Source organism: Micromonospora sp. NPDC049175 (assembly GCF_043197345.1).
GTDB lineage: Bacteria > Actinomycetota > Actinomycetes > Mycobacteriales > Micromonosporaceae > Micromonospora.
Window position 1 is genome coordinate 202,361 of the sequence record NZ_JBICSY010000006.1, and the last position, 14,242, is coordinate 216,602.

General features: G+C 73.6%; 10 protein-coding genes. 7 read left to right on the forward strand and 3 right to left on the reverse strand.

Annotated features, from left to right (window positions below):
- Positions 1-56 precede the first annotated feature (56 nt).
- The 7 genes from ACGFH8_RS24230 to ACGFH8_RS24260 all read left to right on the forward strand — a co-directional run bounded on the left by ACGFH8_RS24230 (position 57) and on the right by ACGFH8_RS24260 (position 9,276).
- On the forward strand, positions 57-1,385 hold the full coding sequence (locus ACGFH8_RS24230) for a Gfo/Idh/MocA family oxidoreductase (RefSeq protein WP_393370929.1): 1,329 nt from the start codon (positions 57-59) through the stop codon (positions 1,383-1,385).
- A gap of 24 nt (positions 1,386-1,409) precedes the next feature.
- Complete coding sequence (uxaC, locus tag ACGFH8_RS24235) at positions 1,410-2,843, forward strand: glucuronate isomerase (protein WP_393370930.1); 1,434 nt, start codon at positions 1,410-1,412, stop codon at positions 2,841-2,843.
- Complete coding sequence (locus ACGFH8_RS24240; protein ID WP_393370933.1) at positions 2,840-4,144, forward strand: enolase C-terminal domain-like protein; 1,305 nt, start codon at positions 2,840-2,842, stop codon at positions 4,142-4,144. Before uxaC ends, ACGFH8_RS24240 begins: the two co-directional genes overlap by 4 nt.
- Positions 4,135-5,625: a mannitol dehydrogenase family protein gene (locus ACGFH8_RS24245; RefSeq protein ID WP_393370936.1), complete on the forward strand. Its 1,491-nt coding sequence runs from the start codon at positions 4,135-4,137 to the stop codon at positions 5,623-5,625. The genes ACGFH8_RS24240 and ACGFH8_RS24245 overlap by 10 nt, the downstream gene beginning before the upstream one ends.
- A complete protein-coding gene (locus ACGFH8_RS24250) occupies positions 5,615-6,829 on the forward strand; it encodes a Gfo/Idh/MocA family protein (RefSeq protein WP_393370939.1) in 1,215 nt (404 codons plus the stop codon). Before ACGFH8_RS24245 ends, ACGFH8_RS24250 begins: the two co-directional genes overlap by 11 nt.
- A 78-nt stretch (positions 6,830-6,907) precedes the next feature.
- Complete coding sequence (locus ACGFH8_RS24255; RefSeq protein WP_393370941.1) at positions 6,908-7,636, forward strand: HD domain-containing protein; 729 nt, start codon at positions 6,908-6,910, stop codon at positions 7,634-7,636.
- Positions 7,637-7,785: 149 nt separating this feature from the next.
- Positions 7,786-9,276: an FAD-binding oxidoreductase gene (locus ACGFH8_RS24260; RefSeq protein WP_393370943.1), complete on the forward strand. Its 1,491-nt coding sequence runs from the start codon at positions 7,786-7,788 to the stop codon at positions 9,274-9,276.
- Positions 9,277-9,845: 569 nt separating this feature from the next.
- Here ACGFH8_RS24260 and ACGFH8_RS24265 read toward each other — a convergent pair.
- From ACGFH8_RS24265 to ACGFH8_RS24275, 3 genes are all read right to left on the reverse strand, one after another.
- The gene (locus ACGFH8_RS24265; RefSeq protein ID WP_393370944.1) at positions 9,846-10,616 is read right to left on the reverse strand and encodes a BTAD domain-containing putative transcriptional regulator; all 771 of its coding nucleotides are present in this window, start codon (positions 10,614-10,616) and stop codon (positions 9,846-9,848) included.
- Between the two features lie 136 nt (positions 10,617-10,752).
- Positions 10,753-11,880 carry a hypothetical protein gene (locus tag ACGFH8_RS24270; protein ID WP_393370947.1) on the reverse strand — a complete coding sequence of 376 codons (1,128 nt, stop codon included), beginning with the start codon at positions 11,878-11,880 and terminating at the stop codon, positions 10,753-10,755.
- A gap of 13 nt (positions 11,881-11,893) precedes the next feature.
- Positions 11,894-14,239 (reverse strand): hypothetical protein, encoded by a 2,346-nt coding sequence (locus tag ACGFH8_RS24275; protein ID WP_393370950.1) that lies wholly within the window; start codon positions 14,237-14,239, stop codon positions 11,894-11,896.
- Positions 14,240-14,242 lie beyond the last annotated feature (3 nt).

Here is a 14,242-nt window from a genome sequence, read left to right on the forward strand (position 1 = left end):
CATTGATCGTGGTTACTTCACTGCAAACCTTTGCAGGATCATCGGGAGGCGACCCCATGTCACCGAGAACCGGCGGCCGGGTCCGGTACGCCGTGGTGGGCACCGGCGCACGCGCGGAGATGTTCGTCCGCGCCCTGGTGCTCGACCACGCCGACACCGCCGAGCTGGTCGCCTTCGCCGACGTCAACCAGGCCCGGATGGACACGCACAACAGGTGGCTGGTCGAGCTGGGCCACCGTCGGGTGCCGACCTACCCGGCCGGTGACTTCGCGACGATGATGGACGCCGAGCACGTGGACGTCGTGCTGGTCACCAGTGTGGACGTCACCCACGACGAGTACGTGGTGGCCGCGCTGCACGCCGGCCGCGAGGTGATCACGGAGAAGCCGATGACTGTGGACGCGCCGCGCTGCCGGCGCATCCTGGACGCGGTCGCGGAGACCGGCGGTCGGGTGACGGTCGCGTTCAACTACCGCTACAACCCCCTGCACGAGCAGGTCCGCCGGCTGCTCGCCGACGGCGCGATCGGCGAGATCGGCTCGGTGCACTTCGAGTGGCTGCTCGACGTCCGCCACGGCGCGGACTACTTCCGCCGCTGGCACCGCGACAAGGCCACCTCCGGCGGGCTGATGGTGCACAAGGCCAGCCACCACTTCGACCTGGTCAACTGGTGGTTGGCAGCCACCCCGGTGGAGGTGTACGCGGCCGGCCGCCTCTTCTTCTACGGCGACGCCGGCCGGCGCCACGGCTACGCCCGCGACTACGACCGGGCCCACGGCTCCCCCGCCGCCGCCGACGACCCGTTCGCGCTGCGCTTGGACGCCCACCCCCGGCTACGCGAGCTGTACCTCGACGCCGAGGCCGAGGACGGCTACCAGCGGGACCGCAACGTCTTCGCCCCCGGCGTCACCATCGAGGACGACATGGCGGTGCTCGCCCGCTACTCCACCGGCGCCACGATGACGTACCACCTCACCGCCTACGCGCCCTGGGAGGGTTACCGGGTGATGGTCAACGGCAGCCGGGGCCGGCTGGAGCTGGAGGTCACCGAGAACGACTTCGTCGACCGGGGCACCGCCGGCGCGGTCAAGGGCGCCGCCCTGCACGGCACCGACGCGCCGGCCGAGGGCGGCGGTGCGACACTCACCCTGCGCCCGTTCTGGGCCCCGCCCCGGCAGATCCCCGTCGACTGTCGCACCCGGCACGGCCACGGTGGCGCGGACGCCCGGATGACCGCTGTGCTCCTCGGTGGTCAACCCGACCCGATGGGCCGTGCCGCGACCGCCGACGACGGCGCGTCGGCCCTGCTCACCGGCCTGGCCGCCAACCGGTCCTTCGAGACCTGTCGACCGGTCCGGGTCGCCGACCTGCTCACCCCCCGCTGACCAGGAGACGAGGAGCCCATCTCCGTGCCGACGTTCGACCACACCGACCTGCTCCTGCCGCCCGAACCGGGCCAGCGCGCGCTGGCCCGGGAGCTGTATGCCCTCGCGGCGGAGCAACCGATCATCTCGCCGCACGGGCACGTCGACCCGGCCCTGCTCGCCGAGGACCAGCCCTTCCCAGACCCGGCGCGGCTGCTCATCGTGCCCGACCACTACCTGACCCGGATGCTGCTCAGCCAGGGCGTACCCCCGGCGGACCTGGGGGTGCCCACCCGCGACGGCAGCCCGGTGGAGACCGACGGCCGGGTGATCTGGCGACGCTTCGCCGCGCACTGGCACCTGTTCCGGGGCACCCCGTCGCGGCTCTGGCTGGAGCAGACCTTCCGCACCGTGTTCGGCGTGCACACAGCGCTCGGCCCGAGCACCGCCGACGCCCTCTACGACGAGATCGCGGCCCGGCTCGCCGAGCCGGACTTCCGGCCCCGGGCCCTGTTCGAACGGTTCGGCATCGAGGTGCTCGCCACCACCGAGTCGCCACTCGACGACCTGGGCCAGCACGCCAAGCTCGCCGCCGACGGCTGGGGCGGGCCGGGCGGCCGGGTGGTCACCACGTTCCGCCCGGACGACGTGGTGGACATGGAGTTCGACGGCTGGTCGACGAACGTGGACCGGCTCGGCGAGCGGGCCGGCGAGGACACCGGCACGTACGCCGGCTACCTGGCCGCGCTGCGGGCCCGGCGGGCCGCGTTCGTCGCCGCCGGCGCGACCTCCACCGACCACGGCCACCCCACCGCGCGCACCCTGGACCTGACGCCGGCCGAGGCCGAGCGGCTCTACGACCGGGGGCGGCGCGGCGCGGCCGACGCCGCCGACGCGGAGGCGTTCCGGGCGCACATGCTCGTGGAGTTCGCCCGGATGTCGCTCGACGACGGCCTGGTCATGCAGTTGCACCCCGGCGCGGTCCGCAACCACAACCGGTGGCTGCACGCCCGGCACGGCCGCGACGTCGGCGGCGACATCCCGCAGGCCACCGAGTACGTGCACGCCCTCGCCCCACTGCTGGAGCGCTACGGCAACGACACCCGGCTGCGGCTGGTGCTCTACACCCTCGACGAGGACACCTTCACCCGCGAGCTGGCGCCCCTCGCGGGCGGGTACGCCGCGGTGCTGCTCGGCGCGCCCTGGTGGTTCCTGGACTCCCCCGAGGTGCTGCGCCGGTTCCGGGAGACGGTCACCGAGACCGCCGGTTTCTACAACACCACAGGTTTCGTCGACGACACCCGGGCGTTCTGCTCCATCCCGGTACGCCACGACGTGGCCCGCCGGGTGGACGCCGGCTTCCTGGCCCGGCTGGTCGCCGAGCACCGGCTGCCGATGGACGAGGCCGCCGAGACCATCGTCGACCTGGCGTACCGCCTGCCCAAGCGGGCCTTCAACTTCGGAAGGGTGGACCGGTGACCGTCACCATCACCTCCGTCGAGGTGCACGACGTGCGGTTCCCGACCGCCGCCCGGGGCGACGGCTCCGACGCGGTCAACCGCGGCGACTACTCGGCGACGTACGTGGAGTTGGGCACCGACGCCGGCCCGACCGGCGCGGGGTTCACCTTCACCAACGGCCGGGGCAACGAGATCACCTGCGCGGCGGTCCGGGCGCTCGCCCACCACGTCAGCGGACGCACGATCGAGGAGATCGTCGCCGAGCCGGTCGCGTTCTGGCGATCGCTCAGCGCCGACGTGCAACTGCGGTGGCTGGGCCCCGAGAAGGGCGTCATCCACATGGCGACCGGCGCGCTGGTCAACGCGGTCTGGGACCTGCGGGCCACCCTGGCCGGCAAGCCGATGTGGCGGTTCCTCGCCGAGTTGCCCACCGACGACCTCGTGGCCAGCGTCGACTTCCGGCACATCACCGACGCGCTCACCCCGGACGAGGCGGCGGCCATCCTGGACAAGGGGCGCGATGGCCTGGCCGACCGGTTGGCCACCCTGGAACGGGACGGCTTCCCGTCGTACACCACCTCGGTCGGCTGGCTCGGCTACCCCGACGACAAGGTGCGGGCGCTGACCCGGCAGGCGTACGCCGACGGTTGGCGGGCGATGAAGATGAAGGTCGGCGGCCCGCTCGCCGACGACAGGCGTCGGGCCGGGATCATCCGGGAGGAGATCGGCCCGGACGCGCTGCTGATGATGGACGCCAACCAGGTCTGGGACGTGGACGAGGCGATCACCGCGATGGCGACGCTGGCCGAGGTGGACCCGTACTGGATCGAGGAGCCGACCCACGCCGACGACATCCTCGGCCACGCCCGGATCGCCCGGGCGGTCGACGAGCTGACCGGTGGGCGGTGCCGGGTCGCCACCGGTGAGGTGGCCGCCAACCGGGTGGTTTTCAAGCAGTTGTTGCAGGCCGAGGCGATCGGCGTGATGCAGATCGACGCCTGTCGGGTCGGCGGCGTCAACGAGGTCCTCGCCGAGCTGCTGCTGGCGGCGAAGTTCGGGGTGCCGGTCTGTCCGCACGCCGGTGGCGTCGGCCTCTGCGAGTACGTCCAACACCTGGCGATCTTCGACTACCTGCGGGTGGGCACCGGCCTGGACGGGCGGATGATCGAGTACGTCGACCACCTGCACGAGCACTTCGTCGACCCGGTCCGCACCCGGGGTGGCCGCTATCTGCTGCCCGAGCGGCCCGGTTACAGCGCCACCATGAAGCCGGCGTCGATCGCCGAGTTCCGCTTCCCGGACGGTCCGGCATGGCGGTGACCGTCGGCGCCCGACTCGGCCTGGGCGTGCTGCGCCGGTTGCCCGTCGAGGCCCGCCCCCTGGTCCGGCCGGGCACCGTGCCGGCCGGCATCGTCCATCTGGGGCTGGGCGCGTTCCACCGGGCGCACCAGGCCGTCTACACCGAGGCGGCGGTCGGCGCGGCCGGTGGCGACTGGGGCATCGTGGCCGTCGCGCCGCGCAGCGCCGCGGTGGTCGAGGCGCTCGCCGCCCAGGACAACCTGTTCAGTGTCAGCACCCTCTCCGCGGCCAGCAGCGGCACCCGGGTGGTGGGCGCGCTCAGCGGCGTACGGCACGCTCCCCACGACCCGGACGCCGTGGTGGCGCTGCTCGCCGACCCGGCGGTGCGGGTGGTGACGCTCACCGTCACCGAGAAGGCCTACCAGCTCGACCCGGTGACCGGCAAACTGTCCCCGGACGCGGCGCTCGCCGCCGACCTGGCCGGCGGCCGGCCGCCGACCACCGTGCCGGGGTTGCTGCTGCGCGGGCTGGCCGCGCGGGCCGCCGCGGACGCCGGACCGGTGGCCCTGGTCAGCTGCGACAACCTGCCGGCCAACGGCCGACGGCTGCGCGGCATGCTCGACCAGACGGTCGGCCGCGCCGACGGGGTGCCCGCCGGGCTGGTCGAGTGGGTGGCCGGCAACGTCACCTGCCCGGGGACCATGGTGGACCGGATCGTGCCGGCCAGCACCCCGGCGACGATCGAGGCGGCCCGTCGGGCGCTCGGCGTGACCGACCTGGCCGCGGTCGCCGCCGAGCCGTACGCGCAGTGGGTGATCGAGGACGACTTCCCCGGGGGCCGGCCGGGCTGGGAGCACGCCGGCGCGGTGCTGACCGGTGACGCGGGCCCGTGGGAGCGGTTGAAGCTGCGCGCCCTCAACGGCGTGCACTCGGCCGTGGCGTACCTGGGCGCGCTGGCCGGGCGGGAGACGATCGCCGACGCGCTGGAGATCCCGCACCTGACCGACGTGCTGCGCCGGCTGATCGCCGAGGATGTCGCGGCCAGCTTCACCCCGCCGGACGGGGTCCGGGTGGTCGACTACGGCGAGCAGGTCCTCGCCCGGTTCGGCAACCCGGCGATCCACCACCGCACCCTCCAGGTCGCTCTGGACGGCTCGCAGAAGCTGCCGCAACGCGTCCTGCACACGATCGTCGACCTGCGCGCGAGCGGCCGGTCCGCGCGTTGGGGCGCGCTGGTCGTGGCGTCCTGGTTGCGCTTCGCGCTGGGGTACGCCGACGACGGCCGGGCGTTGCCGTTGCAGGACCCCCTCGCCGGGCCGATCCGGGCCGCCCTGGACGCCGGCGCGCAGACCCCGGCCGGCGCGGTGGACGCCGTCTTCGCGCTCCGCGAGATCTTCCCGGCGGAGGTGGCCGGCGACGACGAGGTCCGCGCCGACGTGATCGCCTGGCTGACCGCGCTGGGACGACACGGCGTCGAGGCCACCCTGGCCGGTGCCCGGTGAGTTGGCCGGTGGGTACGCGGTGAGCGGTCGGGCGACGACGTGGCCGCCGCGGGTGGCGGTGGTCGGGGCGAACGGGCACGGCCGCTCGCACCGGCGGGTGATCGCCGGCCTGCACGCCACCGGCCGGTTGCGGCTTGTCGCCCTCGTCGACGTCCGGCCGGTGCAGGACGATCCGGCCGCGCCGGTGCCGCCCGGGGTCGAGGTGTTCACCGAGCACCGGGCGATGCTCGCCGCCACCCGGCCGGAGGTGGTGGTGATCTGCACCCCGCCGCACACCCACCTGGCGATCGCGCGGGACGCCGTGGCCAGCGGCGCGGACCTGCTGCTGGAGAAGCCGCCGGTGCTGTCGCTCGCCGAGCACGAGGAGCTGACCCGGGCGCTCGCCGCCGCCGGCCGGGTGGCGCAGGTCGGCTTCCAGGCGCTCGGCTCGGCGGCGCTCACCGCGCTTACCGACGCGCTGGCCGGGGGCCGACTGGGCACGGTCACCGGCATCTCCACGGTCGCCGCCTGGCAACGGCCGGACGCCTACTACGTCCGTTCCCCCTGGGCCGGTCGCCGGAGCCTGGACGGCCGGCCGGTGCTGGACGGCGCGCTTGTCAACCCGCTCGCGCACGCGGTGATGCAGTGCCTGGCGGTCGCCGAGGCGCTGGGCGGGGTGACGCCGTGGCCGGTGACGATCGAGGTGGAGCGCTACCGGGTCCGGCCGATCGAGGTGGAGGACACCGCCGTTCTGCGGATCCGGTTGCGCGCCGGCCCACCCGTGCTGGTGGCGGTGACCCTGGCCGCCGACGAGTTCGTGGCGGGCGAGGTGGCGGTGACCGGCACGGCGGGACAGGCGGTGCTGGAGTATCCGACGGACCGGCTGCGGCTGCCCGGGGACGCGGTCACCCGCCAGGTCCCGGGGCGGCGGGGGCTGTTGGAGAACCTGCTCGCGCACCGGGTCGACCCGTCGGGGGTGCCGCTGATCGCCCCGCTGGCCCGTACCGCGCCGTTCACCGCCCTGCTGGACGCGTTGCGGGCCGCCCCCGAGCCCCACCTGCTCGACGGCGACCTGGTGAGCGTCGTCGGGGACGGTGGGCAACGGGTGCGCCACCTGCGGGGCGTGGTGGACGTGTTGCGCCGCGCGGCCGAGCGGGGGGCGCTTCCGAGCGAGCTGGCGGTGCCGTGGGCGACCGCCGCGTACCGCGCCGACCTGGCGGGATAGCCGACCGACGCCGGCTCGCCGGTCGGGTCGGCGACGTAAGGGCTCATCGATGTGGGGAAGATCGGCTATAAGTGACGCATGGACTTCCCGCCGCACCTGGGCAGCACGCCGATGCACGCGATCACCGAGATCCACGGCGAACCGGGCCTGCTGGAGCGATTCCGGTTGGAGGTCCGGCAGTTCGACGACGCGGCCCGCGAGCGGTTGACCGCCGCGCTGGACCTCGCCGCCGAGCTGCACCGCGACGACCGGCGCGTCCGCGAGCCGTACCTCAACCACCTGCTGCGGGTGGCGATCCGGTTGATGCACCACTACCAGGTGCGCGACGTGGACGTGATCGTCGCCGGCCTGCTGCACGACGCGGTCGAGGACCACCCGGTCGAGCTGGCCGACGGCGACGGGGGCGCCGACCCGACCGGGGCCGCGCTGGCCGCGCTCGCCGCGCGGTTCGGGACGCGCGTCGCGACGCTCGTCGCCGCCGTCACCAACCCGGTGTACGACCCCGAGCGGGACCGCAACGCGCAGTACCGGGAGCACCTGGCGGTCAGCCTGGACCGCGAGCCCTGGGCCCGAGTGATCAAGGTGTCGGACTTCACCGACAACGGCGTCGGGGTGATCCACACGGTCGGGCCGAAGGTCGTCTCGTCGGCCCGGAAGTACCGGCCGCTGGTGCCGCTCTTCCGCGACCTGATCAGCCGGCCGGACACGCCGTTGTCGGCGGTGGTGAAGCGGCACATCTTCGGCCAGCTCGACCTCGCCGAGGAGCGATTCAGCGCCATCCTGGACCAGCCCGCGCACCCCAACTGACCTGCGGCCACATCACCCGACAGGGTTCCGTGACAAGTTCTCGGATCTTTGCCGCCACCTGCGGCATTACGGTGGTTTTGCGTCAGTTGAGGGGCAGAAGTCCTCTCGATCGACGTTCTGACGCGACCCCGATCGAGAGGACTCCGACCATGCGCGACCTCACTCGCCGCGACCTGCTCAAGGCGACGGCCGTCGGCGCCGGAGCTGTCGCCCTCCCCGGCGTGATCGCCGGCGGTTCGGCGCTGGCGGCGGACGGCCCGCCCCTGGATGGTGAGAAGTTCCCGTCCGCCACGTTGACCGGCCGGATCGTCCGCCCCCAGAGCCCGAACTACGCGGAGGCGAGCCTCGGCTGGGACGAACTGTTCGTGCGCTACCCGCTGGTGATCGTCTTCGCCCAGGAGACCCAGGACGTCGTCAACGCCCTCACCTGGGCTCGGCAACACGACGTGGCGCTGCGGGTACGCAGCGGCCGGCACAGCCTGGAAGGCTGGTCGAACGTCGACAACGGCATCGTGATCGACGTCAGTGAGCTGAAGGACGTCCACATCGACCCCGCCGCCCGCAAGGCGAAGCTCGGCGCGGGGCTCACCCAGTCCGAGGCGGTCGCCGCACTCGGGGAGTACGACCTCGCGGCGACGACCGGCGGCGAGGGGACCGTCGGCCTGTCCGGTGCGACCCTCGGGGGCGGTCTCGGTTTCCTCACCCGCTACATCGGCATGGCCTGCGACAACCTGATCGGCGTGGAGATCGTCGTCGCGGCGGGGGCCGACGGCGCCAAGGTGCTCCAGGTGGACCCGTGGAACCACGCGGACCTGCTCTGGGCGCTGCGCGGCGCCGGAAACGGCAACTTCGGGATCGTCACGTCCCTGACCTACCAGGTGGCGCCGCTGGAGAGCGTCGCCTACCTGCAGGCGACCTGGCCGGGCCTCGACAACCTGCACGACGTCTTCGACACCTGGCAGCACACCGGACCGTTCGCCGACCCTCGTCTCGGCACCCAGGTCGAGGTCCACCCGGACAAGATCCTGTTCTTCGCGGTGCTCGCCGAGGGCTCGGAGGCCGAGGCGAGGAGGCTGTTGGAGCCGCTCCTCTCGATCGGCAACCCCGAGGTCGTCGTGCAGGTCGGCGGCTGGGGCGAGACGTACGCCGGATTCCAGGTCCCGAGCGACGAAGATCCGGGGAAGTGGAAGTTCTACTCCCAGTTCACCAGGGAGCCCTTCCCGGCAGAGGCGATCAGCATCGTCCGCCGGTTCATGGAGAAGGCCCCGTCGCCGAACAGCAACTTCTTCGCCCAGGCCTTCGGCCGGGGAGCCCAACGACAGGAGCCCTTCGGCGGCGCGGCGTTCCCGCACCGTGACTCGCTCTTCTACTCCGAGCCCGGCGCGGGCTGGGGCACTCGCGGCGAGCCGGACAGCGACGACGCCGTCACCCCGATCGCCCAGGCCTGGATCGCCGAGTTCAGCCTGGCGCTGCGGCCCTACGTGGACGGCGCCTACGTCAACGTGCCGAACATCGGCATGGCGGAGTGGGAGGAGGCCTACTGGGGGCGCAACTTTCCGCGGCTGCGCAAGATCAAGGCGAAGTACGACCCGCACAACGTCTTCCAGTACGAGCAGAGCATCCCGCCGGCGACCCACTGACCCGGGCGGCCGGCGGCGCGGGTGACACGAACCGCGCCGCCGGCCACCACCAACCTCGCCCACCCAGCACCCCAACCCAACCCAGCTTGCGCACGGCCCCACCCCACCCCAACCCCAGCTTGCGCACGGCCCCACCCCACCCCAACCCAACCCAACTTGCGCACGGCCCCACCCCATCCCAGCCCACCTTGCGTGCGGCCCCACCCCATCCCCGCCTTGCCTTGCCTTGCCGCAACCCACCTTCTGGGCAGCCCCTCCCCACCCCACCTTGGGCGCGTCCTTTGCTCTGCACCCGCGGAGGCGACGCTAACGGTCTGTAGCTGGTGCCTCCGCGGGTGCAGAGCAAAGGACGCGGAGGCCGCCGACGGTCGCCTGGCCCGTGGGGCCGGCTGCACGGGGCAAGTCGACGGGGCGAAGCGGGCCGGACAAGGCGAAGCGGGCCGAACGGGGCGAGCCAAACGGGGCGAGGCAAGCTGGCCAGGCGAGGCGGACGGGGCGAGGCGGGCCGGACGGGCGGGGGCAGGGCAGTCGGGGGCAGGACGCGACGTCGGGGTGAGTGGCGCGGCCGCTCAGGGATACGGGACTACGGCCCCGGACCTGCCGGCCTGCACCAGGCGCTCCAGCCAGGGCGTCGGGGCCACGCCCAACTCCCGACCCAGGTCGGCGCGGAACAGCTCGAAACGCCGCACCGCCTCGTTGATGTTGCGCTCGGCCAGGTGCACCGCGATCAACGCGCGGGTGGCGCTCTCCCGCAGCGGCTCCAGGTGCACGGCGGTCAACGCCACCTGCACCGCCTCGCCGTACCGGCCCTGGGTGGTGAGCCGCTCGGCGAGGGCTTCCAGCGCGTACAGCCGGGTCTGGCGCAGCCGTTCCCGCTCGGCCAGGACCCAGTCGTCGTACCAGCCGGGCAGCAGCTCACCCGTCGCCAGCATCGGCACGGCGCCCACCGGCGAACCGTCGGCCAGCAGGACGGCGGCCGCCGCGCTCAGGGCGGCCACGTCACTTGTCACCACGGCGGCCAGGGCCAGCCGGTCGTCCTCCTCGACGAGGGGCTCCGGCGTCACCCGGTGCAGCCGCCACAGCATGGTGCGCAGGTTGGCCCTCGCCCGGTCCTCGTGGGAGCCGGGCCAGAGCGTCCCGGCGGCCTCCGAGCGGGCACAGCGCTGGCGTACGCCGAGAAAGGCCAGCAGCCGGCGGGCGCCCTGCGGCACCACCACCACCCGCCCGTCGCGTTCCAGCCCGAACCCGCCGAGCAGCCGCAACGCGTACCGGGACGGCTGCCCCGCCGCGGCCTCGGACACCGCGGAGTGCAGGTCGTACGTCACCTCGTGAACAACCATGCCCGCGCCTTTCGCACCCGATCCCCGTGGCGGGTTCCACGCTCGGGTGTGGACTGTCGGCGCGCCAGCGCTGTGTCGTCACACCGACCCGGCGAGCGGCGGGGATCAACCGTTCGCCGGACTCGGTCCCGACCGTTCAGCGCAGCTTGTTCAGCGTCCGGGCGTACCCGGCCCACTCGGCGGCGTCGCCGACCTCGGCGCGGACCCCGGCCTCCTTCATGATGGCGAGCACCTGCTCGGGCTTCGTGTCGGCCAACTTGCCGAGGGTGCTGATCCCGGCGCGGGTCAGCGCCGCCCGGGCCTTGGTCGGCACGCCGGCGAGCATGGCGATGTCGGCGTCGGCGACGTTCTCCAGCTCGGCCTCGATGCCCAGCGCCGCGGCGACCGCCGACTGGGCGCCGACGGTGGTCCGGACGATCGCCGCCTCCCGCTCGCTCACCTCGCCGAACATCGCGTCCAGGCTCGGATAGTCGCTCTCCGCCGGCAGCACCTTGAGCACGTCGCGGACCGTCCGGCCGTCGGCCAGCTCGTCCTCGCCGAAGAAACGGATGAACTCGGTCAGCTTCACCTCGCGCGGGAAGCGCTGCCGGATGTCGCCGTTCTCGGCGGCGTGGCGTTCCAGGTAGGCGGCCCCCCGGACCTTCGGGCCGACGACCACGTCCACGCCGAGGGTCTCCACGGCGGGCAGCACGATGGTGCCGGCCTTGGTCTGCCAGATGCTGACCTTCTTGTCCATGAACATCGTGGTGCCCATGTACCTGCCGAAGTCCAGCGTGCCGATGTAGTTGGGGATCTGTTCGAGCTGGTACGGGCCGGGGCTGACCTTGTTCTCGTGCACCGTCGAGTGCAGCCGGTTGAGCTCCGCGCGGATCTCGTCGAGCAGCCGCCGCAGACTCACCCGCATCGCGGCCATGCAGGAGAACGCCTTGGCCACGTCGGTGCCGAGGTGGTCCAGGTCGTGTTCGATGCGGTGGAACCGCTCGTTGAAGCCCTGCTCCCCCGGGGTCTGCCCGGCCTGCACCACGTCCTCGCCGTCGACCCAGTCGGTGTGCGCGAAGGTCCGGGCGAACGGTGGCGGCGCGCAGCCCGGCTCCACGGCGGGAAACGACTCGGCGTAGCTGAACACCCGCTTCGCGGTGCCCACGTTCTCGTAGATCCAGGACGAGACAAGCACACTGGCGTCCGAGGCCGGAATGCCGTGCTGGGTGAATGCCTCGTACAGCTCGGTGACTGTCACCCCGTCGTAATTGATCTCGCTCGCCATTGTGGTGTCCCTCTCAGAGCTGGTCGTACACGCCGCGGTGCCGGCGCTGCTGGAAGGTGCGGAAGGTCCGGGCCACCGCCGGTCGCAGCGGCTCGGCGGTGCCGTCGGCGTCGAGGTCGACGTGGTCGCGGCGGATACCGAACGTGTTGATCTCCACGCCGAGCGGGCAGACCCTCGTCAGCGCGTTCATCAGCCGCTCGTACTGCTCCAGGGTCACCGTCACCCCGTCGGGCAGCTCCACCCGGAACTCGTACGGGTCGGTCCGGCCGGTGCGCACGTAGGAGAGCGCCACCACGGCGACCAGTCCGGCGTGGGTGGGCCGCAGCGCGGTCCGCGCGCCGACCGCCTTGATCTCCGCGGTGCCGCCGCCGAGCCCCACCGTGTACCAGCGGAACCCGGTGGCCCGGCGCTCGGCCAGGTTCAGCCCGGCCTGCGGCAGGCCGATCACGCTGCACACCAGCAGCACCCGGTTGCCCGTCTCGACGAGCGGCAGCGCGGCGGCGAGGTGCTGGTCGCGCAGCAACCCGACCAGCCGGGCCAGCCGGTCACCGGCCGCCGGCTGGCCGGCGATCAGCGCGGTGGCCAACGCCGCCGGCAGTTCGATGGTCTCCACCAACTCGTCCGGCAACTGGTTCAGCGCGGCCACCACCGAAGCCGGGTCCCGCACCGCCGGCAGGCCGGCCGCGGCCAGTACCTGGTCCACCGGCTGCCCCGCCGGCCGGGTCGGCACCGCCGCCCACCGGGTCCGGGCCGCCGCGTCGGTAAGCGGTGTCCACGCCGGCTCCCCGGCACCCGTCCACGCGGACGCGGCGGCGACCAACCCGGCCAGCAACAGCGCGTTGCCGCCCGGGTCGCCGGGCGCGTGGAACCGCGCCTCGACCGTCGCGTCGGCACCGACCGTGGCGCTCAGCGGCGCGAGCACCGCCAACCCCCGGGTGGGCAGGTGGGACAGGTACATCCTGGTGGTGCTGATCCGGTGCGCGGTGGGCAACCCGCAGGCCTGCCACAGCCACGCCAGCTCGCCGTCGGCCGCCACGGTGGGCACACCGCGTGCGCGGGCGGCGGCGATCAGCGCCTCGGCGGTCCGGTCGGCGGTGACCGCCCGCCCGGTGTCCAGCACCCGGTCGCGCAGGTCATTGGCCTGCGCGGGGGTCGGCCAGCTCACGTCCACCCCGAGGCCCAGCTCGTAGCGGCTGCCACCCGCGTCGTCCTGCGCCCGGGTCACCTGCCACACGATCGTCGAGCCGAGCGCCCGGCAGACCCGCCCCGCGCGGTCCAGGGCGGCGGCCAGCGGCGGCGCGACGCCGTGCGCGCTGTCGAAGGCGTACGACTGGCGCAGGCTGGCCCGCAGCGCGGTGACCTCGGCCAGCCGGCTGCCCGGCAGGGCCCGGCCGGCGTGCGCCGTGTTGTTCGGCGGGGTGTTCGCCGGCAGCACCAGGCGGTCCCGGCGCAGTTGGGCGAGGAAGTTCGTGCGGTGCTGCGGATCCCCGGCGGCCACCAGCCGGATCGCCACCGCGAACCTGTCGTCCTCCTCGCGCACGGTGAACCGTGCGCCGCCGGGCAGGTCGGCGAAGAGCCCGGCGTTCGGGTCGGTGTCCGCGCCGGGCCCGTTGAGCAGCCGGCGCACCGCACCCGGGGTGGGCAGCAGGAACCGTCGGTAGAGCCCGAGCCGGTGGGCGTACGCGGTGTCCGGCTCGCGGGCCGGCGGGGCCAGCCGGCGGGCGTACACCTCGCCGCTGGCCGGCTCGTGCACCAGCTCGTCGACGAAGCGGGCCACCCCGACGTCCGCGCCGATCCGGTCCAGCGCGTCGCGCCGGGCGTGCGCCAGGGTCCGGTACGCGTGCACCTCCCGGGCCGCGCGCCGCAGCCGGTGCTTCTCGTACGACACCAGGTAGAGCAGCCGGCCCAGGTTGCCCTCGACCACCGCCAGCTCGACCAGCCCGGGAAGTGCCGCACCGGTGACCGCCGTGGCGGCGCCTCCGTCGACGGCCCGCTCGACGGTCACGGCGATCGGGAACGACGCGACAAGCGGTTCGTCGGCGGTGTCCGGGGCGTACGCGGGCACCGACGCGCCGGCGGCCGACCAGGGCGCGAAGACCAGCGGCGGCAGCACCCGCTCGTCGGCGCCGCCCGGGTCCACCGTGACGGTCACCCGCACGGTCTCCTCGACCAGGTCCCGGCGCAGCACGACGGTGAGCAGCGGATGCCGGCTGGTCCAGTCCACCACCGCCGTACCGGTGCCGGCCAGGGGCACCACCACCCGCCGGACGGTGCCCGGGTACGGGCCCTCCAGTTGGTCGACGAGGTTGCGTTCGACGGACGGGTCGGCGCCGTCCACCGGCACCCGGATGTCGGTCATCGG

Coding starts and splice junctions, on each gene's coding strand:
- ACGFH8_RS24230 (WP_393370929.1), top strand. CDS start 57: ATGTCACCGAGAACCGGCGGCCGGGTCCGGTACGCCGTGGTGGGCACC.
- ACGFH8_RS24245 (WP_393370936.1), top strand. CDS start 4,135: ATGGCGGTGACCGTCGGCGCCCGACTCGGCCTGGGCGTGCTGCGCCGG.
- ACGFH8_RS24255 (WP_393370941.1), top strand. CDS start 6,908: ATGGACTTCCCGCCGCACCTGGGCAGCACGCCGATGCACGCGATCACC.
- ACGFH8_RS24260 (WP_393370943.1), top strand. CDS start 7,786: ATGCGCGACCTCACTCGCCGCGACCTGCTCAAGGCGACGGCCGTCGGC.
- ACGFH8_RS24265 (WP_393370944.1), bottom strand. CDS start 10,616: ATGGTTGTTCACGAGGTGACGTACGACCTGCACTCCGCGGTGTCCGAG.
- ACGFH8_RS24270 (WP_393370947.1), bottom strand. CDS start 11,880: ATGGCGAGCGAGATCAATTACGACGGGGTGACAGTCACCGAGCTGTAC.
- ACGFH8_RS24275 (WP_393370950.1), bottom strand. CDS start 14,239: ATGACCGACATCCGGGTGCCGGTGGACGGCGCCGACCCGTCCGTCGAA.